This window comes from Serratia sp. Z4 (genome assembly GCF_009900725.1).
In the GTDB taxonomy this organism is placed as follows: Bacteria; Pseudomonadota; Gammaproteobacteria; order Enterobacterales; family Enterobacteriaceae; genus Serratia; species Serratia nematodiphila.
Genome location: NZ_JAAABD010000002.1, coordinates 116,878 through 142,501, shown reverse-complemented (window position 1 = coordinate 142,501; position 25,624 = coordinate 116,878). Strand labels below are relative to the sequence as shown.

General features: G+C 63.2%; 23 protein-coding genes. 10 read left to right on the top strand and 13 right to left on the bottom strand.

Going from position 1 to position 25,624, the window contains the following annotated elements; all coding sequences use genetic code 11:
- Positions 1-42: 42 nt before the first annotated feature.
- From GT753_RS08555 to GT753_RS08525, 7 genes are read right to left on the bottom strand one after another with little or no spacing between them, the layout of a single operon-like run.
- The gene (locus GT753_RS08555; protein ID WP_160125515.1) at positions 43-1,269 is read right to left on the bottom strand and encodes a Zn-dependent hydrolase; all 1,227 of its coding nucleotides are present in this window, start codon (positions 1,267-1,269) and stop codon (positions 43-45) included.
- Positions 1,266-1,757: an L-2-amino-thiazoline-4-carboxylic acid hydrolase gene (locus tag GT753_RS08550; protein ID WP_015377960.1), complete on the bottom strand. Its 492-nt coding sequence runs from the start codon at positions 1,755-1,757 to the stop codon at positions 1,266-1,268. Before GT753_RS08550 ends, GT753_RS08555 begins: the two co-directional genes overlap by 4 nt.
- Positions 1,758-1,775: 18 nt before the next feature.
- Positions 1,776-2,927, bottom strand: a complete 1,152-nt coding sequence (locus GT753_RS08545; protein WP_160125514.1) for a branched-chain amino acid ABC transporter substrate-binding protein — start codon at positions 2,925-2,927, stop codon at positions 1,776-1,778.
- Between the two features lie 34 nt (positions 2,928-2,961).
- Positions 2,962-3,675: an ABC transporter ATP-binding protein gene (locus GT753_RS08540; RefSeq protein ID WP_015377959.1), complete on the bottom strand. Its 714-nt coding sequence runs from the start codon at positions 3,673-3,675 to the stop codon at positions 2,962-2,964.
- Positions 3,668-4,438: an ABC transporter ATP-binding protein gene (locus tag GT753_RS08535; protein ID WP_021503757.1), complete on the bottom strand. Its 771-nt coding sequence runs from the start codon at positions 4,436-4,438 to the stop codon at positions 3,668-3,670. The genes GT753_RS08540 and GT753_RS08535 overlap by 8 nt, the downstream gene beginning before the upstream one ends.
- Positions 4,435-5,547 (bottom strand): ABC transporter ATP-binding protein, encoded by a 1,113-nt coding sequence (locus GT753_RS08530; protein WP_075684418.1) that lies wholly within the window; start codon positions 5,545-5,547, stop codon positions 4,435-4,437. The genes GT753_RS08535 and GT753_RS08530 overlap by 4 nt, the downstream gene beginning before the upstream one ends.
- A 10-nt stretch (positions 5,548-5,557) precedes the next feature.
- Entirely contained in the window at positions 5,558-6,508 is a 951-nt protein-coding gene (locus GT753_RS08525) for a branched-chain amino acid ABC transporter permease (protein WP_004938163.1), read from the bottom strand.
- Between the two features lie 169 nt (positions 6,509-6,677).
- On the opposite strand from GT753_RS08525, the gene GT753_RS08520 reads away from it, so the two are divergent.
- The 4 genes from GT753_RS08520 to GT753_RS08505 all read left to right on the top strand — a co-directional run bounded on the left by GT753_RS08520 (position 6,678) and on the right by GT753_RS08505 (position 11,075).
- Positions 6,678-7,607 (top strand): LysR substrate-binding domain-containing protein, encoded by a 930-nt coding sequence (locus GT753_RS08520; protein ID WP_160125513.1) that lies wholly within the window; start codon positions 6,678-6,680, stop codon positions 7,605-7,607.
- Positions 7,608-7,863: 256 nt separating this feature from the next.
- Positions 7,864-9,744, top strand: coding sequence for a potassium transporter Kup (locus GT753_RS08515; protein WP_160125512.1), 1,881 nt, complete (start codon positions 7,864-7,866; stop codon positions 9,742-9,744).
- Positions 9,745-9,933: 189 nt separating this feature from the next.
- Positions 9,934-10,653 (top strand): glucosamine-6-phosphate deaminase, encoded by a 720-nt coding sequence (locus tag GT753_RS08510; RefSeq protein WP_021503752.1) that lies wholly within the window; start codon positions 9,934-9,936, stop codon positions 10,651-10,653.
- Between the two features lie 119 nt (positions 10,654-10,772).
- A complete protein-coding gene (locus GT753_RS08505) occupies positions 10,773-11,075 on the top strand; it encodes a cupin domain-containing protein (RefSeq protein WP_160125511.1) in 303 nt (100 codons plus the stop codon).
- Here the strand turns inward: GT753_RS08505 and GT753_RS08500 are convergent.
- Positions 11,072-11,662: a TetR/AcrR family transcriptional regulator gene (locus GT753_RS08500; protein WP_160125510.1), complete on the bottom strand. Its 591-nt coding sequence runs from the start codon at positions 11,660-11,662 to the stop codon at positions 11,072-11,074. The genes GT753_RS08505 and GT753_RS08500 overlap by 4 nt on opposite strands.
- Before the next feature lie 140 nt (positions 11,663-11,802).
- On the opposite strand from GT753_RS08500, the gene GT753_RS08495 reads away from it, so the two are divergent.
- From GT753_RS08495 to GT753_RS08485, 3 genes are read left to right on the top strand one after another with little or no spacing between them, the layout of a single operon-like run.
- Complete coding sequence (locus GT753_RS08495) at positions 11,803-12,858, top strand: sugar phosphate isomerase/epimerase (RefSeq protein ID WP_160125509.1); 1,056 nt, start codon at positions 11,803-11,805, stop codon at positions 12,856-12,858.
- A 26-nt stretch (positions 12,859-12,884) separates the two neighbouring features.
- A complete protein-coding gene (locus tag GT753_RS08490) occupies positions 12,885-13,778 on the top strand; it encodes an alpha/beta fold hydrolase (RefSeq protein ID WP_075684423.1) in 894 nt (297 codons plus the stop codon).
- Positions 13,768-14,670, top strand: a complete 903-nt coding sequence (locus tag GT753_RS08485; RefSeq protein WP_160125508.1) for an alpha/beta hydrolase — start codon at positions 13,768-13,770, stop codon at positions 14,668-14,670. Before GT753_RS08490 ends, GT753_RS08485 begins: the two co-directional genes overlap by 11 nt.
- A 414-nt stretch (positions 14,671-15,084) precedes the next feature.
- Here GT753_RS08485 and GT753_RS08480 read toward each other — a convergent pair whose 3' ends face one another.
- Positions 15,085-16,518, bottom strand: a complete 1,434-nt coding sequence (locus tag GT753_RS08480; RefSeq protein ID WP_004938137.1) for an NAD-dependent succinate-semialdehyde dehydrogenase — start codon at positions 16,516-16,518, stop codon at positions 15,085-15,087.
- A gap of 197 nt (positions 16,519-16,715) precedes the next feature.
- Here GT753_RS08480 and GT753_RS08475 point away from each other — a divergent pair, with 197 nt between their 5' ends.
- Together GT753_RS08475 and GT753_RS08470 are read left to right on the top strand one after the other, a co-directional pair.
- Positions 16,716-17,543 (top strand): AraC family transcriptional regulator, encoded by an 828-nt coding sequence (locus GT753_RS08475; RefSeq protein WP_049240927.1) that lies wholly within the window; start codon positions 16,716-16,718, stop codon positions 17,541-17,543.
- 98 nt (positions 17,544-17,641) lie between these two features.
- On the top strand, positions 17,642-18,610 hold the full coding sequence (locus tag GT753_RS08470; RefSeq protein ID WP_160125507.1) for a DMT family transporter: 969 nt from the start codon (positions 17,642-17,644) through the stop codon (positions 18,608-18,610).
- A gap of 27 nt (positions 18,611-18,637) precedes the next feature.
- On the opposite strand, the gene fusA is transcribed toward GT753_RS08470, so the two are convergent.
- Together fusA and GT753_RS08460 are read right to left on the bottom strand one after the other, a co-directional pair.
- Positions 18,638-20,743 carry an elongation factor G gene (gene fusA, locus GT753_RS08465; protein ID WP_160125506.1) on the bottom strand — a complete coding sequence of 702 codons (2,106 nt, stop codon included), beginning with the start codon at positions 20,741-20,743 and terminating at the stop codon, positions 18,638-18,640.
- 237 nt (positions 20,744-20,980) lie between these two features.
- The gene (locus GT753_RS08460) at positions 20,981-21,229 is read right to left on the bottom strand and encodes a DUF883 family protein (RefSeq protein ID WP_004938127.1); all 249 of its coding nucleotides are present in this window, start codon (positions 21,227-21,229) and stop codon (positions 20,981-20,983) included.
- Positions 21,230-21,450: 221 nt separating this feature from the next.
- Here GT753_RS08460 and GT753_RS08455 point away from each other — a divergent pair, with 221 nt between their 5' ends.
- Entirely contained in the window at positions 21,451-22,959 is a 1,509-nt protein-coding gene (locus GT753_RS08455) for an alpha/beta hydrolase (protein ID WP_160125505.1), read from the top strand.
- 32 nt (positions 22,960-22,991) lie between these two features.
- Here the strand turns inward: GT753_RS08455 and GT753_RS08450 are convergent, their stop codons facing one another.
- Together GT753_RS08450 and GT753_RS08445 are read right to left on the bottom strand one after the other, a co-directional pair.
- Complete coding sequence (locus GT753_RS08450) at positions 22,992-24,029, bottom strand: ABC transporter ATP-binding protein (protein WP_076741217.1); 1,038 nt, start codon at positions 24,027-24,029, stop codon at positions 22,992-22,994.
- Positions 24,026-25,609, bottom strand: a complete 1,584-nt coding sequence (locus GT753_RS08445; RefSeq protein ID WP_031299659.1) for an iron ABC transporter permease — start codon at positions 25,607-25,609, stop codon at positions 24,026-24,028. Before GT753_RS08445 ends, GT753_RS08450 begins: the two co-directional genes overlap by 4 nt.
- Positions 25,610-25,624 lie beyond the last annotated feature (15 nt).

Here is a 25,624-nt window from a genome sequence, read left to right as displayed (position 1 = left end):
TGTTGAATATTTTTTGGCCCCGGCAAGAAACCGGGGTGAGGATCAGGCGCCGGCGTGCGCCAGCAGGGCGTTCAGCAACACGTCGGCGCCGGCGGCGGCCCAGGCGGGGGTGATATCTTCCCGCTCGTTGTGGCTGATGCCGTCCACGCAGGGAATGAAAATCATGGCGGTCGGAGCGACGCGGTTAAGGTAACAGGCATCGTGGCCGGCGCCGGAAATCATGTCGCGATGGCGATAGCCCAACGCTTGCGCGGCATGACGTACGCTGTCGATGCAGCCCCGATCGAAAGCGACCGGGGGATACTGGAAGATGCGCTCGGCGCGCGCGCTCAGGCTGCCGTCGTTGACGGCGTTCACCGCCGCCAGCAGGCGCTGCTCCATCTGCTCCAGAATTGACTCCTCTGGATGGCGGAATTCGACGCTGAAAAAGACGCGTCCCGGCACCACGTTGCGTGAATTGGGGGTAATTTGCGCCATGCCCACCGTGGCGCGCGCGTCGGGCGCGAAATCCCAACCGATGCGGTTGACCGCCGTGACCAGCGCCGCAAAGCCGAGCAGGGCGTCGCGGCGCCGATCCATCGGCGTGGTGCCGGCATGGGCGCTGAAGCCGACGACCTCCAGTTCATACCAGCGCTGCCCTTGTGCGGCGGTCACCACGCCGATGTCGAGATGCTCCGCTTCCAGAATCGGCCCCTGTTCGATGTGCAACTCGAAGGCGGCGTGGATCGGCGCGCCGCCCACCGGATACTCGCCGGCGTAGCCGATGCGCTCCAGCGCGTCGCCGAGGCTGACGCCGTGCTCGTCGCGGCGCGTCAGGCCGTATTCCAGGTCGAATACCCCGGCGAACACGCCCGAGGCGATCATCGCCGGCGCGAAGCGGGCGCCTTCTTCGTTGGTCCAGTTGATCACTTCGATCGCGCGTTCGGTGGCGATCTGCCGATCGTTAAGGCTGCGAATAACTTCCAATCCGGCCAGCACGCCGTAGATGCCGTCGAAACGGCCGCCGCGGGGCTGCGAGTCGCCGTGCGAGCCGGTGACGACCGGCGCCAGCTCGGGGCGAGCGCCTTCACGGCGCAGGAACATGTTGCCCATTTTGTCGACGCGTACGGTGCAACCCGCCTCCAGCGCCCACCGGCGCAGCTGGTCGCGCGCCTGACGATCCTCTTCGCTGAGCGCCAGCCGGGTGACGCCGTTATTGGCGATGGCGCCGAACTGCGCCATCGTCTGTAGGCTTTGCCACAGGCGCTCGCCGTTGACCCGATACGTCATTGATCTTCTCCCGGTGTTTTAGCGGTGTAGCGGAAATCGCAGCAGGGGGCGCCGGACATGATGGTCTGGCTGCGCTGCAGTTCAACGTCAGGCGCATAGCCGACGATAAACTGGCTGTCGCGAGCGCAGGAGAGCAGGTGGCCGATCTCCCCCAGCCCCATCTCGTGATACATCTCGGCGTAGCGGCAGCGGGTGACGTTATAGTCGAAGTGCTGTTCGTCCTGATTGATCACCTCGACGCGCAGCGCATCGTCTTTTTCCCACAGGTACTGCAAGGCGGCGAAGCTGCGCAGATCCGCGCCGTTCGGTTCCTGAGCGGCGAACTGTTTGCCCGCCGCGATGGCGGCATTCTCGATGGCCTCGCCGATCACCGCCTGGGCGCGCGCCTTGCCGATTTCACGCACCAGGATCTGGTAGATCGGTTTGATGATCTCCGCCTCGATTTTTCTGCGGGCCAAAATGCCCAACTCGTTGTTTGCACAGCTCATCGCCTTGCTCCTCTTGATTTATTGTGGTTTGGCGCCGCCCAACACGGTTTGCGGCTGCCATTTGCCGTCAACCACCCGATACAGGGTGAAGCTCGGCTGTTGCAGGTTGCCCTGCGCATCGAAGGCGATGGCGCCGGTCACGCCCTGGTAATGTATGGCGCGCAGTTTCGGCAGATAATCGGTCGGGTTGGCCGAGCCGGCCTGTTCGATGGCGGCGATCAGCACTCGGGTGGCGTCGTAGGCGAAGGGCGCATGCAGTTCGATGTGGGTGTGATAACGATCGCGGTAGGCTTGTTCAAACGCCTTGCCGCCCGGCATCTGTTCCAGCGGCAGCCCCGGCTCCAGCGCGACGACGCCTTCACCTTCCTGCTGCGCCAGCGTCAGGAAGGTTTGGCTGACAAAGCCGCCGGCGCCCATCAGCTGCGCGTTCATGCCCAGCTGTTTCAGTTTGCGCGCCAGCGGCGCCGCCTGGGAATCTACGCCGCCAAAGAAGATCAGATCGGCGTTTTTGCTGCGCACGGTGGTCAGCACGGCGCTGAAATCGACGGTCTTGTCATCGACGTATTCACGGGCGACCGGCTGCACGCCCTGGGCCTGCAGCGATTTGATGAATTCGTCCGCCAGCCCCTGGCCGAAAGCGGTGCGATCGTCGATCACCGCGATGCGCTTGGCTTTCAGCGTCTTCACCGCATATTGCCCGGCGTAGTTGCCGCCGTCGTCGTCGTGGCCCATCACGCGAAAGCTGGTGTCAAAACCTTGTTGCGTATAGCCGTGACCGGTGGCGACCGGCGCCACCTGGGCGATGCCGGCGTCGTGATAGATGCGCGCCGCCGGGATGCTGGTGCCGGTGTTCCAGTGGCCGACCACGCCGGCGACGCCTTCGTCGACCAAACGCTGCGCCACGGCCACGGCGGTGCGCGGATCGGACTGGTCGTCCTCGGACACCAGTTTGAAGGTGACCGGTTTGCCGTTCAGCGTCGGTTTCTGCGCGTTAGCGTCGGCGATCGCCAGTTGCGCGCCGTTTTCGAGATCTTTGCCGATGCGCGCGGAAGGGCCGGTCAGCGGCCCGGCCAGGCCGATCAGCACGGTGTCGACCGCCAGCGCCGGGAGGCTAAGAATCATTGTCATGGCAGCCAGCGCCAACGGTTTGATGCGAATGTTCTGTTGCATGTCATACTCCTGGTGCGGTTAAAAGAAACAACGGTTATTCACCCAAATAGATCTGTTTGATTTTTTCATCGTCCAGCATGTCGGCGGAACGGCCGCTGTGGCTCAGGCTGCCGCTGTCCAACACATAGGCGCGATCGGTGGACTCCAGCGCCAGGCGGGCGTTCTGCTCGACCAATAGTAGCGTGACGCCGTCACGGGCTAACTGCTTGATGACCGTGAAAATGGCTTCCACCACAATCGGCGCCAGCCCCATCGAGGGTTCGTCCAATATCAGCAACCGCGGGCGGCTGAGCAGCGCGCGGCCCATCGCCACCATCTGCTGTTCACCGCCCGAAAGTAGCCCGGCCGGTTGGTGCAGACGCTCGCTCAGCCGCGGGAAGGTGGCGCACACCCGTTCGAAATCTTGCCGCACCGCCGATTTGTCGCGCCGCGCATAGGCGCCGAGCTGCAGGTTCTCCCGTACCGTCAAACGGGTGAAAATGCCGCGTCCCTCCGGCACCATCACCAGCCCCCGTTGCAGCAACCGGTGCGGCGGCACGCCGCGAATCGAGAAACCGTCGAACAGGATGTCGCCTTCGAACGGCTGCAGGCCGGTCAGCGCTCGCAGGCTGGAGGTCTTGCCCGCGCCATTGGCGCCGATCAGTGTCACCTGTTCGCCGGCGTTGACCATAAAATCGATGCCTTTGACCGCATGAATGCCGCCATAAGACACTTTGAGTCGTTTAACGCTCAGCAGGGCTTCAGACATGCGCGCCGCCTCCCAGATAGGCCTGAATGACCGCCGGTTCACGCCGCACCTGCGCCGGCTCGCCTTCGGCGATCGCTTTGCCGTAATCCAGCACCGTCAGCCGATCGCACAGACCCATCACCAGTTTGACGTCGTGTTCGATCAGCAGCAGCGTTTTACCGCTGTCGCGGATGCGCAGCAGCAGCTCGCGCAGCGCCACTTTTTCACCGGCGTTCATGCCGGCCGCCGGTTCATCCAGCGCCAGCAGCCGGGGCTCGGTCGCCAGCGCGCGGGCAATCTCCAGACGGCGTTGGTGGCCATAGGCGAGATCGCCGGCGCGGTAATGGGCGAATTGGCTGATGCCGACGTATTCCAGCAGCGCATGAGATTTATCGCGCACCGCCTGTTCCTCCTCTTTAGCGCGCCCGTGGCGAGCGATCGCCGCCCACAGGCCGTTGCGGGTGCGCACATGGCAGCCGACCATCACGTTTTCCAGCACGCTCATTTCGTTGAACAACCGCAGGTTCTGGAAGGTGCGGGCGATGCCGGCCTGCGCCACTTTGTCGATGGCCTGCGGTTTATAGCGCTGGCCCAACAGGCTGAACTCGCCCTCGTCGGCGCGATACAGGCCGGTGATCAGGTTGAAGCAGGTGGTTTTGCCGGCGCCGTTCGGCCCGATCAGGCCGTAGATTTCCCCCTGGCGGATGCTCATGCTGACGTCATCCACCGCCGTCAGGCCGCCGAAACGTTTGCTGACGTGATTTAAAGTGAGCAGCGGCGTCATGCGGCGTTCCTCCCGGCATGGCGAGCCGGCCATAGGCCCGCCGGGCGATACAGCATCACCAGGATCAGCGCCAGGCCGTAGAACAGTTGGCGGATGATTTCCGGGTCGATCAGCACCTGGCCGAACAGCGCCTGCTGCAGCGGCCCCATGCTGCTGCGCAGCAGCTCCGGCAGGGCGGCCAGCAGCAGCGCGCCCAGGATCACGCCGGGGATGTGCCCCATACCGCCGAGCACCACCATCGCCAGTACGGCGATCGATTCCTGCAGGGTGAAGGATTCCGGCGACACGAAGCCTTGAAACGCGGCGAACAGCGCGCCGGCCACGCCGCCGAAGGTGGCGCCGATGGCGAAGGCCAGCAGCTTGAAGTTGCGGGTGTTGATGCCCATCGCCCGCGCGGCGTCCTCGTCTTCGCGGATCGCCGTCCATGCGCGGCCAATGCGCGAATTCTGCAGCCGCAGGCTGATAAACAGGATCGCCAGAAGCAGCGCGGCGAACAGGTAGTAATACAGGTACAGGCCGGAAAAACGCACGCCGAACCACTCATGCATGCCGGAAAACTTCAGGCCGAACAGGCTGACCGGATCGACGCCGGAAATGCCTTTGGGGCCGTTGGTGAGGTTGACCGGGCGATCCAGGTTGCGCATCAGAATGCGCACGATCTCGCCAAAGCCCAGCGTGACGATCGCCAGATAATCGCCGCGCAGCCGCAGCGTCGGCGCGCCGAGCAGGATGCCGCACGCCGCCGCCAGCAGCGCCGCCAGCGGGATCAGCCACAGCATCGACAGATGCAGTCCGTCGGGGAACCACTGCAGCAGCAGCGGGAACTGCTGCGTCAGATGCGGTGACGACAGCAGCGCGGCCAGATAGGCGCCAACGGCGTAAAAAGCGATAAAGCCCATGTCCAGCAATCCGGTCATGCCCACCACGATGTTCAGCCCGAGCGCCAGCATCAGGTACAGCAAGGCGAAGTCGACAACGCGCACCCAATAGTTGCCGCCGGCGGCGCCCGCCACCCAGGGCGCCAGCAGCAGGGCGAGAATGAACAACGTCAGCCCCAGCCCGGCGCGACGCGGCGTGGCCAGAGGAGCGGGGGGAGTCAAAACGGTCATCGTGATGTCCTTATGCGCGCGTGGCGATGCGTTCGCCCAACAGCCCGGAGGGGCGGAAAACCAGCACGGCGATCAGCACCAGAAACGCGAACACGTCCTGGTAGTTGCTGCCGAATACGCCGCCGGTCAGCTCGCCGAGATAGCCGGTGCCCAGCGATTCGAACAGGCCCAGCAGCAATCCGCCGAGCATCGCGCCGCGCAGGTTGCCGATGCCGCCGAGCACGGCGGCGGTAAACGCCTTGATGCCGGGCAGAAAGCCCATCGAGAAACCGGCATTGCCGTAGTTGCTGGCCATCATGATGCCGGCGACCGCCGCCAGCGCGCCGCCGAGCGCGAAGGTCAGAACGATGATGCGGTCAGGACTGATGCCCATCAGGCCGGCGACCTGCGGGTTTTCTGCCGTGGCGCGCATGGCGCGGCCGAAACGGCTGTGTTCGACCAGCAGCCAGAGACCGGCCATCACCGCTACGGCCACCGCCAGCGTGACGATCGCCGTGCCGGTGATCACCGCCGGCGCATGTTCGGCGCTGCCTGCGGTCAGGGCGATGGGCGTCATCGGCAACAGCTGCGGAAACATCAGGGGATTGCGTGACCAGATCAGCATCGCCAGGGTTTGCAACAGCAGCGAGACGCCGATGCCGCTGATCAGCGGGGCCAGGCGCGGTGCATTACGCAACCGGCGATAGGCCAGACGCTCGATCGCCATCGAGGTGATGGCGCAGACCGCCATGGCGCACAGGGCTGCCAGCAGCAGCGTGGCGTAGGGCGATAACGCGGGAAAGTGGTGTTGCAACACGTTTATCGCCGACAGCGCGCTCAGCGCCCCGACCATCAGCACGTCGCCGTGCGCGAAGTTGATGATGCGCAGGATGCCGTACACCATGGTGTAGCCGAGCGCGATCAGCGCATAAATGCTGCCGAGCATCAAACCGTTGACGGTTTGCTGTACCAGCGTATCCATAAGGAGAGTCCGGAGATAATGAGTCAGAGGCTCACAGTAGAGAATTTAAAAAAATTGTAAAATACGGAAAAATACTTTCTTATACAAAAAACGAGTGATTTTAATGCATTGATTTTTATGTATATTGAATCCATTCCTTCAGTGTCGATTTCCCAAAAACAGTCAATATATGAAAAAAACAGAACAGTACGATGAGCCATTGCCGATGCTGCCGAACGATCCGCCGCTGCGCGCCGTGCGGGCGTTCGAGGCCATCGCGCGCCTGGGTGGCATCAGCGCGGCGGCCAACGAGCTGATGATTTCGCCTTCGGCGGTCAGTCATCAACTCAAAACGCTGGAGGCATTTTTGCAGATGCCGTTGACCGAACGGCAGGGGCGCAACCTGGTGCTGCGCAGCGAGGGGCGGGAGTACTACCGTTCGATTCGCTCGGCGTTCAACGTGCTGCGGCAGGCGACCGAACACGTGCGTGAACAATCCGCGTCGCGGCAGGTGACCATCAGCCTGATCCCGCTGTTCGGCATGGGCTGGTTCATTCCGCGGCTGCGCGGTTTTCTGCGTGAAAACCCGGATATCGACATCAATGTGGTCTACGCCAACCACCGCAATTACCTGAGCGACGCCGCCGATCTGTCGATCCGCTTCGGGGTCGGGCAGTGGACCGGCTATCGCAGCGAGAAGCTTATGTCCGGAAAAATGGTGCCGGTGTGCAGCCGGGCATTCAGTAAACTGCACGGTCTGCTCGATACGCCGGATCAGCTGGCGACGCTGCCGCTGCTGCATGACGAGGAGCGCAATACCTGGATGCAATGGTTTCAGCAGGCCGGCGTCAAGCGCCCGCTGCGCAGTATCGGCCCGATGTTCGAGGATGGATTGTTGACGTTGGCGGCGGTGCAGGCGGGGTTAGGGTGCGCGTTGATGCGTAAACCGTTAATCGCCCACTACCTTGAGAGCGGTGAGTTGATCAAAATGTTCGATCTGCCGATCGATGACGGCCGCGATTATTACCTGTGCGCTCGACTGGATAGCGAGCTGTCGCAGGAAGGCGAAAATCTGCGGCAGTGGCTGCGCCGCGAAGCCGATGAGAGCCGGCTCGCGTAACACCGGGCTTAAACAGGGGAGAGCCGGACGTTCATTTCACTTTCCCACGACGCGCGCCACGCCAACAGGAAAGTGATAGGCCCTCCGGGGTGGGCGTTTTTAAACCGTTGCTCACCGGCGATGATTGCTGAAGCTTCAAAGCGCGATACTGTCACTGGCGAAGATGACGGCTATGCTTAACTTGCCGATCACGTGGCGCGACGGCCATAAAGTGACAACAATTCCCACTCTCAGCGCAACGTCAAGGAGCGAGCAGATGTCTGTCGGCAATGATACGGAAACCGTGAATAAGACGGGGCTGGCGCCGCTGGCGTTGGGCGCATTGGGCGTGGTGTTCGGCGATATCGGCACCAGCCCGCTGTACACCCTGAAAACCGTGCTGTTTCTCTCCGGCGAGGCGCCTTCGGCGCCGGTGATCCTTGGCCTGCTGTCGCTGATATTCTGGACGCTGATGATCGTCACTTCTCTCAAATACGCCATGTTCGCCATGCGCATCGGCAACCGCGGCGAGGGCGGCATCATGGCGCTGATGTCGCTGCTGGTCAGCAAGCGAAAATCCCGGCCGCTGGTGCTGTTCGCCGGCCTGTTCGGCGCCGCGCTCATTTACGGCGACGGCGCCATCACGCCGGCCATCTCGGTGCTCTCGGCCCTCGAAGGGTTGAACATCGTGCTGCCGGCGTCGCAGCCCTATATTCTGCCGGCGGCGGTGGTGATTTTGCTCAGTCTGTTCGCCATTCAGCCGCTGGGTACCGCGCGCATCGGCCGCGTGTTCGGGCCGATCATGGCGCTGTGGTTCCTGTCTATCGCTGCGTTGGGCGTGTGGGGCATCATCCAGCATCCGGCGGTTTTGCTGGCGCTGAACCCGCTCTACGGCATTCACTTCCTGTTCTCCAACGGACTGACCAGCTTCCTGGTGCTGGGCGGCGTATTTTTGTGCGTCACCGGCGCCGAAGCGCTGTATGCCGATATGGGGCATTTCGGCAAACGGCCGATTTGGCTGGCCTGGTTCGGCATCGTTTTTCCCAGCCTGTTGCTTAACTACGCCGGTCAGGCCGCGCTGATCCTGAGCGGCGCCGATGTCACGCAGAACATCTTCTTCCGTTTATGCCCGCCGGCGCTGCTGATCCCGCTGGTGATCCTGGCCACGCTGGCGACGATGATCGCCAGCCAGGCGATCATCAGCGGTGCGTTTTCCATGACCCGGCAGGCGATCCAACTGGGGTGGCTGCCGCGGCTGCGGGTCAAGCAAACCACCGAGGAAAGTTACGGGCAGATCTACATTGGCGCCATCAACTGGCTGCTGATGGTGGTGACGCTGTTCCTGACCGTGTTCTTTAAATCGTCGGACAATCTGGCCGCCGCCTACGGCATCGCCGTCTCGTTGACCATGATCATGACCACCGGCCTGCTGTTCGTCGCCATGCGCGAGGTGTGGCGCTGGGGGCCGATCGCCAGCCTGTTGGTGGCGGGCGGTTTCTTCGTGGTCGATTTGAGCTTCCTGACGGCCAACATGACTAAAGTGCTGCAGGGCGGTTATATCCCGCTGCTGTTGGCCGCCGCGGTCTATACCGTGATGCTGGTCTGGCATCGCGGGGTGCTGGCGGCCGCGTGCACCCTCGGTGAAACGACAGTGCCGGTAGAGGATTTCCTGGAGAAAATCCGCCGCGAATCCGTGCCGCGCGTGCCGGGCACCGCGGTATTCCTGACTCGCAGCCTGCAGGGGACGCCGCCGGTGATGAAATGGCAGGTCAAGCGTAACGGTTCGCTGCACGCCAACGTGCTGGCGCTCACCATTGCCATCGTCAATGAGCCACGGGTCTCGAATGCTGAACGGTTGGTAATGCGCGAGCTGTCGCCGGGCTTTTGGTGCGGCGTGGCCAGCTATGGCTTTATGGAGCGGCCTAACATCCCGCAGCTGTTGCAGCACGTCGAGGCGCAGAAATCCGGTCTGAACTTCGACGAGGCGACCTACTATCTCGGGCACGAGACCGTGGTGCGCCGCGAAGCGAACGACCGGTTGCCATCCTGGCAGCGCAACCTGTTCGCGCTGATGGTGCGCAACGGCATGCACGTCACGGATTATTACTACCTGCCCAGCGATCAGGTGGTGGAGATTAGCCGCCGCGTGCCGGTATAGGGCGCGAAAAAGGCATCGCCGCAATTGCGGCTTGCATCACACAACGCGGTTTGCATTTCATTGCTGGCCGCCATAACCTGACAAGAAACGGATTGTTACTGACGCGATCAGGCAAAACCTAACTTCTCTCCCGGCATCGAACATGGCCGGACGGGCGGTTAGGTTTTTTTTTGCAAAAAGGAGAAGGGAATGAAACTTGTCGTCGCTAATGACTACCAGGAAATGAGTGAGTTGGCCGCCAGCCTGTTGTTGAGTTACATGCTGCGCCCGCAGCGCGTCAATCTGGCTATCACCGCCGGCTCGACGCCTAAACGGATGTATGAGTTGTTGGCTCCGCGCGTCAAGGGCCACGCGGAATTCGCCAACGCGCATTACTATAATTTCGATGAAATTCCTTACGCCGGCCGATCGGGCTATGGCGTCACCATGGAGAATCTGCACCGTATGTTCTTTGGCCCGGCGGCGATCCCCGAGCGGCAACTGCATGTCTTGAATTCGGACAACTATCTTCAGCACGATCGGCGTATCGCCGAGGATGGCGGGCTGGATGCGATCGTGATGGGCGTCGGAGCAGACGGGCATTTCTGCGGCAATCTGCCGGGCACCACCGCCTTCGAAGACCGCACCTGTCGGGTGCCGGTTTCCGCCAGGCCGGATATGGCGGACATTTTGCTCAAAGAGGTGGGCGGCCGCACTGAATGGTTGCCCGATCATTACGTCACCCTGGGGCCGGCAAGCGTGATGGCCGCCAAAAAGCTGGTGCTGCTCGTCAACGGTTCGCACAAAGCGGACATTTTGCGGCGCATTGTCAGCGGGCCGGTGGAGAGCGGAGTGCCCGCCAGCATTTTGATGCTGCATCCGGACCTGTTGATTATCGCCGATCGGGAGGCCGCGGCGCTGCTGCCTTAAGCGTTCATCCGGCGCGTCTCGCCTCAGAACCAACGGTCATAACCTGCAACCAAAGCGTCTTTCCCTGCGGCGCAGAATCAGGCTAGAGTGCGCTTTTTCATGCACCTGGGGGAATTCCGATGCTGTTCGATTTAAACCAGCAGGCGGCCGAACTGCCCGAAGCCTGGCGCTCTGCCGTGCTGGGCCGCGTCGGTGCGGCCAATATCAAAGTGCTGCGCATGGATGCGCGCAGCATTGCGGATGAAGTGCATGATTACAGCGAAGGGTTGCTGGTGATCAGCGGCCACCTGCGGCTGCAGGTGGCGGGGGAAGAAGTGGTGGTGCGGGCCGGTCAGCTGTATCAGGCCGCGGCCGGCGTGCCGCACCGCGTGTTGCCGGGCAGCGCAGGCACGCTGGTGATTGTCGATTTGCCGGAGGATTAAGCGCTGCCCAGGGCCCTGAGCGCCACGTTCACCGCCGCCAATAACCGCGCTTCGGTGACGCCGTCACGCGCCTGAATCGACAGGCCGTGCAGGAAGACGGCGAAATAGTCTCCCAGGCTGTCGGCGTCGGTGTCGGCCGGCAGTTCGCCGGTTTGCACCGCCTGGCGCAGCCGTTCGACGATCTGCTGCGTGCGCTGCAGCCGGTGCTCTGCCAGCCAGACTTTGAGCCCGTCGTTTTCTGCGCTGACGCTGGCGGCGGAGGAGACCACCATGCAGCCCTGCGGCAGATCCGGCCGTCTATAGAGCCGCACGGCATCTTCCAGCAGGCGTTTGATCGCCGGGCGAATGCCGCTTTCCTGCGCGAAGGCGCGATCGGCAAAGCCGCCTTCCTTGGTTTCGTAACTGGCGATCGCCTCGCGGAACAGCTGCTCTTTGGAGCCGAACGCTTTGTAGATGCGCGCGGAAGCAATACCCAATTCCGCCACCAGATCCGACATCGAGGTGCCTTCGTAACCCTGCCGCCAGAATAAGTTTCGCGCCTTTAAAAGCGCCTGTTCGCGATCGAACTCGCGCGGTCTGCCTGCCATTCGCTGCTCCAATTTACCTGCCATTCAGCGACATAGGATCGCTTAAATCGGCGGGAATACCAATGCCTTTATAAATTTCGCTTGCGGTCGCTGCGCTTTGCTCCTATTGTTTGTCAATCGACAACCAATAGGAGTTTACGATGAAAACCCTCAAAGGTCCAAGCCTGCATCTCGCGCAGTTCAGCGATGAGACAGCGCCGTTCAACAGCCTGCCCGCCATTGCCGAGTGGGCGGCGCAGACCGGTTTTAGCGCGTTGCAGATCCCGGCCTGGGATCGGCGTTTATTCGACGTGGCTACCGCTGCGCAAAGCCAAACCTACTGCGACGATCTGACCGGTATGTTGGCGGAGCATGGGTTGGTGGTCAGCGAACTGACCAGCCATATTTTCGGCCAACTGATGGCGGTGCACCCGGCTTACGATGCGCTGTGCGACAGCTTCGCGCCGCCGGCGCTGCACGGCGATGCCAAAGCGCGCGGCGAGTGGGCGCGGCAGCAAATGCTGCTGGCGGTAAAAGCCTCGGCGCGGCTCGGGCTCAGCGAGCTGGGCACCTTTTCCGGTTCACTGGCCTGGCCCTATCTGTTCCCGTTCCCGCAGCGCCCGGAAGGATTGATCGACGCCGCGTTCGACGAGCTGGCCAAACGCTGGCTGCCGGTGCTCAACGCCTGCGAGGAGCAGGGCATCAATCTATGTTATGAAATTCACCCGAGTGAAGATCTGCATGACGGCGTGACCTACGAGATGTTTCTGGAACGCGTCGGCCACCACCCGCGTTGCCGGGTGCTGTTCGATCCGAGCCATATGGTGCTGCAGCAGCTCAACTATCTGGAGTTTATCGATATCTATAAAGAGGTTATCGGCATGTTCCACGTTAAGGACGCCGAGTTCAACCCGACCGGCCGCCAGGGCATTTACGGCGGTTATCAGTCATGGATCGATCGCGCCGGCCGCTTCCGCTCGCTGGGCGACGGCCAGGTCGATTTCAACGGCATTTTTTCCCGTTTGACGCAGTACGGCTATTCGGGCTGGGCGACGCTGGAGTGGGAATGCTGCCTGAAAAATCCGCAGGACGGCGCGCGCGAAGGCGCGGCCTTCATTCGCGATCGCATCATCCATGTCACCGACAAAGTGTTCGATGACTTCGCCGGTGCGCCGGTCAACCCACAGCAGATCAATGCGTTGCTCGGCATTCGCTGAGCCTGACCCCACAGGGAGTTAACCCCATGAAACAACAAGAGAACGAGATCCTGTTGCAGGATCTCGGGGCGGAACACGTCTATACCCAGGTCAATGGCCAACGTATCCACTGCGTGATAGCCGGTGAAGGGCGGCCGGTGTTGCTGATCCCCGGCTGGCCGCAAACCTGGTACACCTGGCGCCATGTGATGCGCGCCTTGGCGGCGGCCGGTTTTCAGGCGATCGCCGTCGATCCGCCGGGCATCGGCGATTCGGACAAGCCCGCTGGCGGTTACGACACCGGCAGCATCGGTGCGGCGTTGCACGCGATGATGGCGCAACTGGGCCACGAACGTTACCAACTGGTCGGCCACGACATCGGCATGTGGGTCGGTTACGCCATGGCGAGCGATTTCCCGCAGGCGGTGGAGCGCCTGGTGCTGACGGAGGCGGTGATCCCCGGTCTGGCGCCGCCGCCGCCGATTTTCGTCGCGCCGGAGGAGAACATCTTCCTGTGGCATTTCATGTTCAACCAGTTGGCGGATTTGCCGGAGACCCTGACCCAGGGGCGCGAACGGGAGTATCTTGGCTATATCTTCAACCGCTGGTCTTATCGGCGCGATCGGGTGGCGGCTGAGGTCTATATCGCCGCCTATTCGGCGCCGGGCGGCTTGCGCGCCGGATTCGACTATTACCGGGCGATCCCGGAGACCGTTCGCCAGAACCGAGTGCGCGCCGCCACGCCATTGACGATGCCGGTGCTGACCGTGGGGGCGGAACACGCCACCGGCGACGCGCCGCTGACGACGCTGCAGGGCAATGCGCGCGATCTGCGGGGCGAAACGGTCGCCGGCTGCGGCCATTTCATCACCGAGGAGTGTCATGAGGCGTTTATCGCACTGATTACGCCGTTCCTGGCGGGAGAACAACATGCCGCTTGATGAACGCATCGCCGCCTTTTTGACGGCATCGGTCGACGCACTGCCACCCGCGTCGCTGGCGGAAATGCGCACGGCCACGGAAACCGGTTTGCGCTTGCTGCAGGGCGAAGCGGCACCGAGCGGCGGCGTCAGGGACTATACGGTGGTCGCCGCCGATGGGCACCGGATTGCGCTGCGCGCTTATCTACCGGCGGGGGAAAGGCACGCTGCCGCACAACCGGCGATGCTGTTCGCCCACGGCGGCGGCTGGTGCCTCGGTTCGCTGTCGCTGTATGACCAGCCCTGCCAGGCGCTGGCTAACGCAACCGGCCGGGTGATCCTGTCGGTCGACTATCGTCTGGCGCCAGAGTATCCGTTTCCGCAGCCGCTGGAAGATGTCTATCAGGCGCTCTGCTGGGTGGTGCAACAGGCGCCGCAGTTGGGGATCGACGCGCAGCGCTTGGCGGTGGGGGGCGACAGCGCCGGGGGCAATCTGGCGGCGGCGGTCGCGCTGCTGGCGCGGGATCGCGGCGGCCCGCATATCGAGCGTCAGCTGCTGCTGTATCCGGCGCTCAGCCGCGAAATGGCGACGAGGAGCTATCGCGAGTTTGCCGAGGGGCACTTTCTGACGCGCGACGCGATGGTATTTTGTTGGCAGCAGTATCTGGCTCAGCGGCGCGAACCCTACGGCGAACCGCTGCACGCCGCCACGCTGCGCGGGTTACCGCCGGCCACCATTCTGAGCTGCGAATATGATCCGCTGCGCGATGAGGCCGAGGAGTATGCGCAGCGGCTGCGCGAGGCGGGCGTGTCGGTACGCTGTGAACGGTTGCCGGGCATGGTGCATGCCTGCATACACATGCTGGGGCTGACCCCGGCGGCGCGGCGCCTGTTCGAGCTGGCTTGCGAGTAAAAAGTTCACGCTAAGATGCGATGAACCATTCTTATCCCATTCGTTTGATGTTGCGTTATGAAAAGCAATAAAAATAGTGAGATAAGCAGGGTGTTGGGCGCCCTTGAAGACGCCGAACGCAGGCATAGCGCATTAGGAGAAACCGCCATGGACGGCGGTTTCAGGTGAGACAGGCAGGGACGCCTGTCGCAACCGGCCTCAATGCGGTATGGCGGAGAGAGGGAAGTTGGCAAAGCCAACCGTCTGATAGGGCAAAGGCGCGGGTTGCCAGGGGCCGCGCCTTCGGCCCCTGGCTCGGTCGAGGCGTATGATCCTCATGGCGCATCTCACCTTTATCGACCGAAAACTGCACAAATACGTTCAGAAAAACGCTAACTAACCAGCATTACCCGCACTTATTCATCAGACACGCGATTAACGGCCGGCGACGGTGACAAAGCGCGTTTCCAGGTAGGATTCGATCGCTTCGCTGCCGCCTTCGGTGCCGTGACCGGAGTCTTTCACGCCGCCAAATGGCGTTTCCGGCAGGCCAAAACCGATGTGGTTGATGCTCAGCATGCCGCTCTCCACGTCGCGCCCCAGCGCATTGACGGTGGCGATGTTGCGGCTGTAGGCGTAGGCGGCCAGCCCGTACGGCAGACGGTTGGCTTCGGCGATCGCCTCGTCGTAGGTGGCGAACGGGCGCAGCAGGGCGACCGGGCCAAACGGCTCTTCCGACATCGCGCGCGCGCTCAGCGGCACGTCACGCAGCACCGTCGGCTCGAAAAAGTTGCCTTTGCCCGCCACGCGTTTGCCGCCGGTGCTGGCCTTCGCCCCGTGGGCGATGGCGTCCTGCACCAGCGCTTCGATATTGTCGACGCTGCGGCCCAGCACCATCGGCCCCATCGTCACGCCGTCTTCCAACCCGTTGCCGAGCTTGAGCTCACGCACGGCGGCGGTGAATTTCTCCACGAAGGCTTCATAAACGCCTTGCTGGATCAGGAAGCGGGTCGGGGCGATACAGACCTGGCCGGCGTTGCGGAACTTCGACTGCGCCAGCTCTTTGGCCGCTGCGTCGAGATCGGCGTCGTCAAAGATCAGCACCGGCGCGTGGCCGCCCAGCTCCATGGTGGCCTTTTTCATATGCTGGCCGGCCAGCGCCGCCAGATGTTTGCCCACGCGGGTGGAGCCGGTGAAGGAGATCTTGCGAATGGTCGGATGCGGGATCAGGTATTCCGAGATTTCCGCCGGGGTGCCGTACACCAGCGCGATCACCCCGGCTGGGATACCGGCGTCGGCGAAGGCTTTGATCAGCTCTGCCGGAGAGGCCGGGGTTTCTTCCGGGCCTTTGACGATGATGGAACAGCCCGCCGCCAGCGCGGCGGACAGCTTGCGCACGATCTGGTTAATCGGGAAGTTCCACGGCGTGAAGGCGGCCACCGGGCCGACCGGCAGTTTCAGGGTTTGCTGCTGCACGTCGCGGGCGCGGGACGGAATGATCTGCCCGTAGGTACGGGTGGCTTCGCCGGCGAACCAGTCGATAACGTCGGCGGCGTTGAGAATTTCAATCTTGGCCTGCGCCACCGGTTTGCCCTGTTCCTGCGTCATGATGGCGGCGATGGCGTCGGCGCGTTCGCGCAGCAGTGCAGCGGCTTTGCGCATCAGGTTGGCGCGCTGGTGTGCGGCGGTGTTGCGCCAGAGGTTAAATCCGCGCTCGGTGGCGGCCAGCGCCAGATCGAGATCCTCTGTGGCGGCGTGCGCCACCTGACCGATGACCTCGTCGCTGGCGGGGTTGGTGACAGGCAGGGTTTTCCCGGCCAGCGCGTTGCGCCATTGTCCATCGATATACAGTTGAGTATCCGGATACATTGTTGCCTCTTGTTTACGGAGTGGTCAGGGGCCGCTGAGTTTTGCGATGCGGCGCGCCTGAATGGGACAGGGACCTTAACCCTACGCCGAATGGCGGCGATCGTCCAGGCGAGGGGCACGAAAGGACCAGGGCGGCTACTCAATCGGCGATGTTTTGGCTATGCTGAGCAGATTGTCAGCACGGATGAGGAGGTCGGGTGCAAGGGGTTCCACAACAGTTTCCGTTCGAGAAGGATTGCGCGCAGTTCCGGCATTTGTCGCATCTGCCCGGCGTCGAACTCTATCAGGCGCACATTGAGCGCTATGCCTTCGAGCCGCATACCCATGACGCCTTCGCCATCGGCACCGTGGACACCGGGGCGGAGCGTTTTCGCTATCGCGGGGCGCAGCATTTAGCGGCGCCGGGCGCGCTGGTATTGATGAACCCGGACGAGCTGCACACCGGCGAAGCCGAAACGCCGGGCGGTTGGTGTTACCGCATGCTCTATCTGGCGCCCGAGGCGCTGGAGCAGCTGTCCGGCGATCGGAGCCAGTGGTTTACCGAGGCGGTGCGCCACGATCCGCGGGCGGCGCAGCGCCTGTCCGCCATTCTCGCCATGCTGTGGCAAACCGAGGATCCGCTTACGCTCGACGGCCTGCTGCTGGAGGCCGTCGAGTTGCTGCACCCGCATATCCGCACCGGGCAGCGAGAGAAAGCCGAGGCGGCGCACCGTTTCGAGGTGGTGAAAAGCTACCTGCACGATAATTACGCCGAGGCCGTAACCCTCCACCAACTGGCCGATCTGGTCTCGCTCAGCCCGTACCATTTCCAGCGCAAGTTCAAGGCCGAATATCACGTCTCTCCGCAGCAGATGCTGATGGCGATCCGGCTGTCGCAGGCTAAACGCATGCTGGAGCGCGGCATGCCCGCCGCACAGGTGGCGGCGGCGGCGGGGTTGACCGATCAGGCGCACCTGACGCGCGCGTTCGCTAACCGTTACGGCGTCACGCCGGTGCGTTTCCAGAAACAGGTGAAATTGGGCTAAAACAGCAACCTGCTACAATCATTCCTCCCCGCGTTTTCGTTACTCTGCCGCTGTCTTGTCGGGCGGGTTGGCCGCGCCGGCCGTTTGTCGGAGTCGTTATGTTCATTGGCGTTGTGTTTGCCCTGGCCGCCGGGCTGATGTGGGGACTGATTTTCGTCGGCCCGCTGCTGGTGCCGGACTATCCCGCCGCGCTGCAGTCCACCGGGCGCTATCTGGCCTTTGGGCTGATTACCTTGCCGCTGGCCTGGTTTGATCGCCGCCGCCTGCGCAAGCTGCGGCGCCAGGATTGGCTGGAAGCGCTCAAGCTGACGGCCATCGGCAATCTGCTGTACTACCTGTGCCTGGCCAGCGCCATTCAGCGCACCGGCGCACCGGTCTCGACCATGATCATCGGCACCTTGCCGGTGGTGATCGCCATCTGCGCCAACCTGTTTTACGGCCGGCACGACGGGCGCCTGGCCTGGAGCAAGCTGGCGCCGGCGCTGCTGCTGATCGTCTGTGGATTGGCGTGCGTGAACGTCGCCGAGCTACGCGGCAATGCGGTATCGATCGACGGCTGGCGCTATCTCAGCGGTCTTGGGCTGGCCGTGTTGGCGGTGGCGTGCTGGACCTGGTTCCCGCTGCGCAATTCACGCTGGCTGCGGGAGAATCCGACGCAGCGGCCGGCCACCTGGGCCACGGCGCAGGGGCTGGTGACGCTGCCGCTGGCGCTGCTGGGCTATCTGGCAGTCTGCGGCCAATTGGCATTGAGCGAGCCGGCGTTCGCCTTGCCGTTCGGCCCGCGCCCCGAGGTGTTTATTCCACTGATGCTGATCATCGGCGTGTTCTGCTCCTGGCTGGGGGCGCTGTGCTGGAACGAAGCCAGCCAGCGGCTGCCGACGGTGTTGGTGGGGCCGCTCATCGTGTTCGAAATTCTGGCGGGGTTGGCGTATACCTTTCTGCTGCGCCAGGCCTGGCCGCCGTTGCTGACGCTGGCAGGCATCGTCTGTTTGATCGCCGGCGTGGTGTACGCCATGCGCATCAAGCCGCAACCGGTGGTGGTGGCGCTGGAGGACAATCCGAGGTGACGCCCGCCGCAGCGGCGGGCGTGAGGGTTAACGCTTGCTGTGGTGAATGATCTCTTCGGCCACGTTGCGCGGCGCTTCGGCGTAGTGGCTGAATTCCATGGTGTAGGTGGCGCGGCCCTGCGACATCGAACGCAGGGTGGTCGAGTAGCCGAACATCTCGGACAGCGGCACCTTGGCGCGTATTTCCTTGCCGCCGCCACCCGGGATCTCTTCCATGCCCTGCACCAGACCGCGGCGTGAGGAGAGATCGCCCATCACGTTGCCGGCGTAATCCTCCGGCGTTTCCACCTCCACCGACATGATGGGCTCCAGGATCACCGGATCCGCCAGACGGCAAGCTTCCTTGAAGCCGAAGATCGCCGCCATGCGAAACGCCTGTTCCGACGAGTCGACGTCATGGTAAGAACCGAAGGTCAGGTGCACCTTGACGTCCACTACCTGATAACCGGCCAGCACGCCGTTGTTCAGCGCCTCGAGCACGCCTTTTTTCACCGCCGGGATAAACTCGCCGGGAATGACGCCGCCCTTGATCTCATCGAAGAACTCGAAGCCTTTGCCGGGTTCGTTCGGCTCGACGGTCAGCACCACATGGCCGTATTGCCCTTTACCGCCGGACTGGCGCACGAACTTGCCTTCCACGTCGGCCACCCGCTTGCGGATGGTTTCGCGGTACGACACCTGCGGCTTGCCGGTGGTGGTCTCCACCCCGAATTCACGGCGCATGCGATCGACGATAATCTCCAGGTGCAGCTCGCCCATGCCGTAGATAATGGTCTGGCCGGATTCTTCATCGGTGCGCACCCGGAACGACGGATCTTCCGAAGAGAGGCGCTGCAGCGCGATGCCCATTTTCTCCTGGTCGCCCTTGGTTTTCGGCTCGATCGCCTGGGCTATCACCGGCTCGGGGAAGGTCATGCGCTCCAGCGTAATGATGGCGCCGGGATCGCACAGCGTATCGCCGGTGGTGACGTCCTTCAGGCCGACGCAGGCGGCGATGTCGCCGGCGTGCAGCTCGTCGATGTCCTTACGATCGTTGGCATGCATTTGCACGATGCGGCCGATGCGCTCCTTTTTGCCTTTGATCGGGTTGTAAACGCTGCTGCCTTTGGCCAGCACCCCGGAGTAGACGCGCACGAAGGTCAGCTGGCCGACGAACGGATCGGTCATCAGCTTGAACGCCAGCGCCGAGAACTTTTCGTTGTCGTCGGCTTTGCGGCTGATGATTTCATCGTGTTCGCCGTGGCCTTCCATCGGCGGCACATCGAGCGGCGAGGGCATCAGCTCGATCACCGCGTCCAGCATGCGTTGCACCCCTTTGTTGCGAAACGCCGAGCCGCACAGCATCGGCTGGATTTCACCGGCGACGGTGCGCACCCGCAGCCCGTGGACGATCTCCTCTTCGCTCAGCGGCACCTGATTGAGGTATTTCTCCATCAGTTCTTCCGAGGCTTCGGCGGCGGCCTCAATCATGTTTTCACGCCATTCCTGCGCCGAATCGCGCAGCTCTGCCGGGATCTCTTCGAAGCTGAAGTTCATGCCCTGCGAGGCCTCGTCCCACAGAATGGCCTTCATCCGCACCAGATCCACCACGCCGCTGAAGCGGTCTTCGGCGCCGATGGGGATAACGATCGGCACCGGGTTGGCTTTCAGGCGCTCGATCATCATTTTACGCACGCGGAAAAAATCCGCGCCGATGCGGTCCATCTTGTTGACGAACGCCAGCCGCGGCACCTTGTACTTGTTGGCCTGGCGCCAGACGGTTTCCGACTGCGGCTGCACGCCGCCCACCGAGTCATAGACCATCACGGCGCCGTCCAGCACGCGCATCGAGCGTTCCACTTCAATGGTGAAATCGACGTGCCCGGGGGTGTCGATGATATTGATGCGGTGCTGCGGATAGTTATGCTGCATGCCGTTCCAGAAGCAGGTGGTGGCCGCCGAGGTGATGGTGATGCCGCGCTCCTGTTCCTGCGCCATCCAGTCCATGGTCGCCGCGCCGTCATGCACTTCACCCAGCTTGTGGCTGACCCCGGTGTAAAACAGAATCCGCTCGGTGGTGGTGGTCTTGCCGGCATCGATATGCGCGGAGATGCCGATATTGCGGTAACGTTCGATAGGGGTGGTGCGAGCCATAATCAACCTTTCTTAGCCGCGTGAAGGAGAGCGGCTTAAACAGCATGGATAATGGTGATAATCCTCATAGGGTTATCCGTCGGATCGCAGAGCCTCGCTCTGGTCACAAACTAATCGTAGTTGAAGGCGTTGGTTTTTTTAAGCGATGGCTGTGATAGATGAAAGTTTGCGCGCAGGCGAAGAAAAGGCGAAAAAAAGGCCCGTAATGGGCCTGTTGTCGAACGGCGCGTTCGCCGCTTATTTGCGTCCCAGCAGGAAGCCGAAAACGATGCCGACCGCCGCCGCAACGGCCACGCCGGCCAGCGGGTTGGCTTCCACCTGCGTTCTTACGCTGTCCGCGGCGTCTCGGGCGGCATAGCTGGCCTGGGAGGCGTATTTGCGCGCCGCGCCGCGCACCTGATGCTCCGGCGAATCAACGGCTTTGCCGAACGCTTCTTCTACCGCGCCTGCGGCTTCATTGGCTTTGTCTTCCGCTTTTCCAAACATGCTGCTCTCCTGTTCCTTGTGGGATAATGAACCCTAAGCCTAGCAGGCAAACGACGTTTTTTGCAGCATTCTGTGCGTTATAAGAGCAATCCGAGCAGAGAAAAGTCTTGCCGGGCGCGCGGTGACGGCTTCACCCGCGCGGCTTTTTGTGTTCTATTGGCTAGCGGTTTAACCGGGTACCGTTACCCTTTGACCGATTCGTTGAGTTGAAAGGACTCCCCATGTCAGTACTGCGTATTCTGGCGCTGCTCGCCGCGACTGCCGCCGCGACTGCCGCCGCGTTGCCCGCTCAGGCTAAGCCTGCGCTCCACGGGGCGGCGGCCGGAAACGGCATTCGTTGGCAATCTTGTCTCAACAGCGGCTTTCAGCGTTGGTTCGATGAGGCGCCGCCGCCGGGGCTGCGCTGTGGCTATCTCGAGGTGCCGCTGGCGTACGCCACGCCGCCCGCTCATACCGTGCAGGCGGGCGAACAGACCGTGCGCCTGGCGCTGACCCTGCTGCCCGCCACCGGGCCGAAAAAGGGCAGCGTGGTGACGATCAGCGGCGGGCCGGGCCTGCCGGGCATCAACCCCTATTTAGGCAACGACGCCCACGTCGCCAGGCTGCGTAAATCCTACGACATCATCGGTTACGATCCGCGCGGCGTCGGCCAATCGACGCCGAAAATCTCCTGCCAGCTGGCCGAAGGTGACGAACGCCCTGAACCGGACGACAACGACGTGGCCGGCGCGGAGAACCAGACGCGCGCCCTGATTGCCGCCTGCATCAAACAGACCGGCGCGGACGTGCTGCAACATATCGGCACCGACGAAGCGGTCAACGATCTGAATGCGATCCGCCACGCGCTGGGCGAGCCAGGGCTGACGGCGGTGGCGTACTCTTACGGCACCAAGGTGGCGGCGCTGTATGCCGAGCGTTTTCCGAAGAAAACGCGCGCGCTGGTGCTCGACGGGGTGGTGGATCTGGCTGAGGACGATTTCACCCAGCGGCTGAACCAGGAACGGGGTTTCCAGCAAAGCTTCCTGCGCTTCGCCGCCTACTGCGGTAAAACCGACAGCTGTCAGCTGGGCGGCGGCGCCAATCAGGCGCTGCAGCGCTATCACGCCTTGCTGCGCAAGCTGCACGAGCAGCCGTTCGTCACTGCGGCAGGCTATGAAATCTCCGCCGACGACGTGTTGACGGTCACGCGTTCGCTGCTGCTGTGGCCGGAGCGCTGGCATGAGCTGGCCACCGTGCTGCGCCAGCTCGATGCCGGCATCGCCGGGCAGCAGGTTTCCGATCTGATCGACGAAAGCTATTCGCCGGATGCCGATGACGCCCTGAACGTCATCACCTGCGCCGACGTCGCCAACCCGACGGCCGATCCGCAGCAGTTGCGCCGGCAGCGGCAGGAGATCAATACCGCCGCTTTGTATGCCCACTATCTGCCGCTGCACGAATACCCGCTGGAAATGTGCGATCTGTGGCCGTACCGCGGCAAAGATCGGCCGCATACCCCGGCTGCGTCCGCCGCGTTGCCGCCGCTGCTGTTCGTTGCCCAGCGCTACGATCCGACTACCCCGTACCGCAACGCGCAAGTGATGGCCGCCGCCTTTAAAAGCCCGCTGATCACCCGCGAACGCGACGGGCATACGCTGGCGCTGAACGGCATCGACAGCTGCGTTGACGAAAGCGTGGTGGATTATCTGCTGGCGCCGAAAAAGCCGCGCCGCGACAAGATTTGCCGCTGAGAAGGCCGGGGAGCAGCCCGGCCTTAAGTGAGTCAGCCGGCGAAAATATGCGCCTGGCCCATCACGTTGAGAGTGACCTGAGCACCGGGCTGCAGGCCTTCGCGGCTGACGGTTTTGATCTCGATTTGCGCGCCGCCGGCGACCATCCGCAGGTTGAGCGTAGAGACGAAGCCGGCGAAATCGATGCCGGTGATCACCGCCTGGCCGCGCTGCGCCGGATCGGACAAGCCGATTTGAATCTGCTCCGGGCGCAGCATGATGCGCGCCGGGCCGCTGCGTTGGCGATCGTCGACGGCGATGCGCCCCAGTGCGCAGTCGGCCCAGCCGTGCGCCAGTTCGGCGGCCAACACCAGCGTTTCGCCAAGGAAGCTGGCGGTCGGTTCATCGACCGGGCGCAGATAAAGATCCTGCGGCGCGCCCACCTGCGCCAGCCGGCCATTGCGCATCACCGCCACCTGATCGGCGAACGACAGCGCCTCGCTCTGATCGTGGGTGACCAGGATCGACGCTACTTTGGCCTCCGTCAGCAGTTCGGCCACCGCTTTTCGGGTGGCGGCGCGCAGGCCGGTATCCAGCGCCGAGAACGGCTCGTCCAGCAGCATCAGCCGGGGTTGCTGCGACAGAGCACGCGCCAGCGCGACCCGCTGCTGCTGCCCGCCGGACAGTTCATGCGGCCACAGGGCCGCCAGACGGCGATCCAGCGCCACCATCTCCATTAACGCCTCGATGCGATGCTGTTTCTCGCGTTTGCTGCCCTTGAGGCCAAAACCGATGTTGCCGGCGACGGTAAAGTGCGGGAACAGCGCGCCATCCTGCGGAACGAAGCCGATGCCGCGCAGGTGTGCAGGCACCCAGCCGCCACCGTTGCCCATGGCTTGCCCCTGCAGCAGGATCTGGCCGCCGTCGGGGATTTCAAAGCCGGCGATGATGCGCAGCAGAGTGGTTTTGCCGGAGCCGGAAGGGCCGACGATCGCCGTGCGGCTGCCGGCGGTAACCTGCAGGTCAATGCGTTCCAGCACTCTGATGGCGTTGTAAGATTTTCCGATACCGTGCAGTTCGAGCGTGCTCATAGTCCCGCCGTGCGTTTAGATTGAGAATAAAGAAGCCAGGTGAGCGGCAGCGACAGCGCCACCATAATTAGCGCATAAGGCGCGGCGGCAACGTAGTCTATCTCGCTGGTCAGCGCCCAGAAGCCGGTGGCCAGCGTGCGGGTGCCGTTCGGCGCCAGCAGCAGCGTGGCGGTCAGTTCATTGGCGATCGCCAGGAATACCAGCGCCGCGCCCGCAGCGGCGCCCGGCGCCGCCAGCCGCAGCGTGGTGCTCCACAGCGCCTGCGCCGGCGATTTGCCCAGGCTGCGCGCCACGTTTTCCAATTCCACCGGCGCCTGTGCGATACCGGCGCGCAGATTGATCAGCGCCCGCGGCATAAACATCAGCAGATACGCCAGCAGCAGGGTGATTTCGGTCTGGTAAATCGGCCGGAAGCTGTGAATGGTGATGGTCACCAGCGCCAGCGCCACCACGATGCCGGGCAGCGAGCTGGTCACGTAGTTGCAGCCTTCCAGCACCCGATACAGCCGGGCCGGATAGCGTACCGACAGCCAGGCCATCGGAATGGCGCACAGGGTGATCAGCAGCGCGCCGGCGGCGGACAGCGACAGCGTTTGCCACAGCGCGGGCCACAGATCGGCGTTGCGCCATACGTCGAGGCCGCCCAGCCACAGCCAGCGGGCCAGGGTAATGAAAGGCACGCCCAACGCCAGCGCAGTCAGCGCGATCGGCAGCAGCAGCGCCAGCGCGGCGAGCGGCGGCGAAAGGCGGCGCGGCGTTTGGCTGCGGGCGCTGCCGGAACCGACGCGGGCATAGCGTGCGCGGCCACGGCTTATGGCCTCAAGCAACAGCAGCCCCAGGCAGCACAGCACCAACACGCCGGCCAGCATGTTGGCCGCCGGGCCGTTGAAGGTCGACTGGAACTGATCGAAGATGGCGGTGGTGAAGGTATCGAAACGGATCATGGCGTACAGGCCATACTCCGCCAGCAAGTGCAACGCGATCAGCAGCGAGCCGCCCCAGACCGCCAGTTTCAGCTGCGGCAGCACCACGCGGAAAAACACCGCCGGCGGCCGGGAGCCGAGTGAGGTGGCGACGTCCTCGATACCGGGATCCAGGCGGCGCAGCACGGCGGCGGCAGGCAGGTAGATAAACGGAAAGTAAGCGAGCACCGAGATGAAAACGCCAGCACCCAGGCCGTGCATCGACGGCACCAGGCTGATCCAGGCATAGCTTTGCACAAAGGCCGGCACCGCCAGCGGCGCGGTCGCCAATACCGCCCAGAGACGGCGGCCCGGCAGCGTGGTGCGTTCGGTCAACCAGGCCAGGGCCACGCCCAGCACGGCGCAGATCGGCAGCGTCAGCACCACCAACAGCAGGGTATTCAACAGCAGCTCCGCCACACGCGGGCGGAAAACCAGTGCTTTGACCGTTTGCCAGCCGGTTTCAACCGCCACGCCGATAACGAATCCCAACGGCAGCAGCGCCAGCAACGACAGCAACACGGCGCTGACCACCACGATCGCCCCTGGCCGCGGGTGACGGGGGACAACAGAATAACGCCGCGCGGTCTGCGCGGCGTGGGTACTCAGGTTTGACATAACGATCAAAAACTC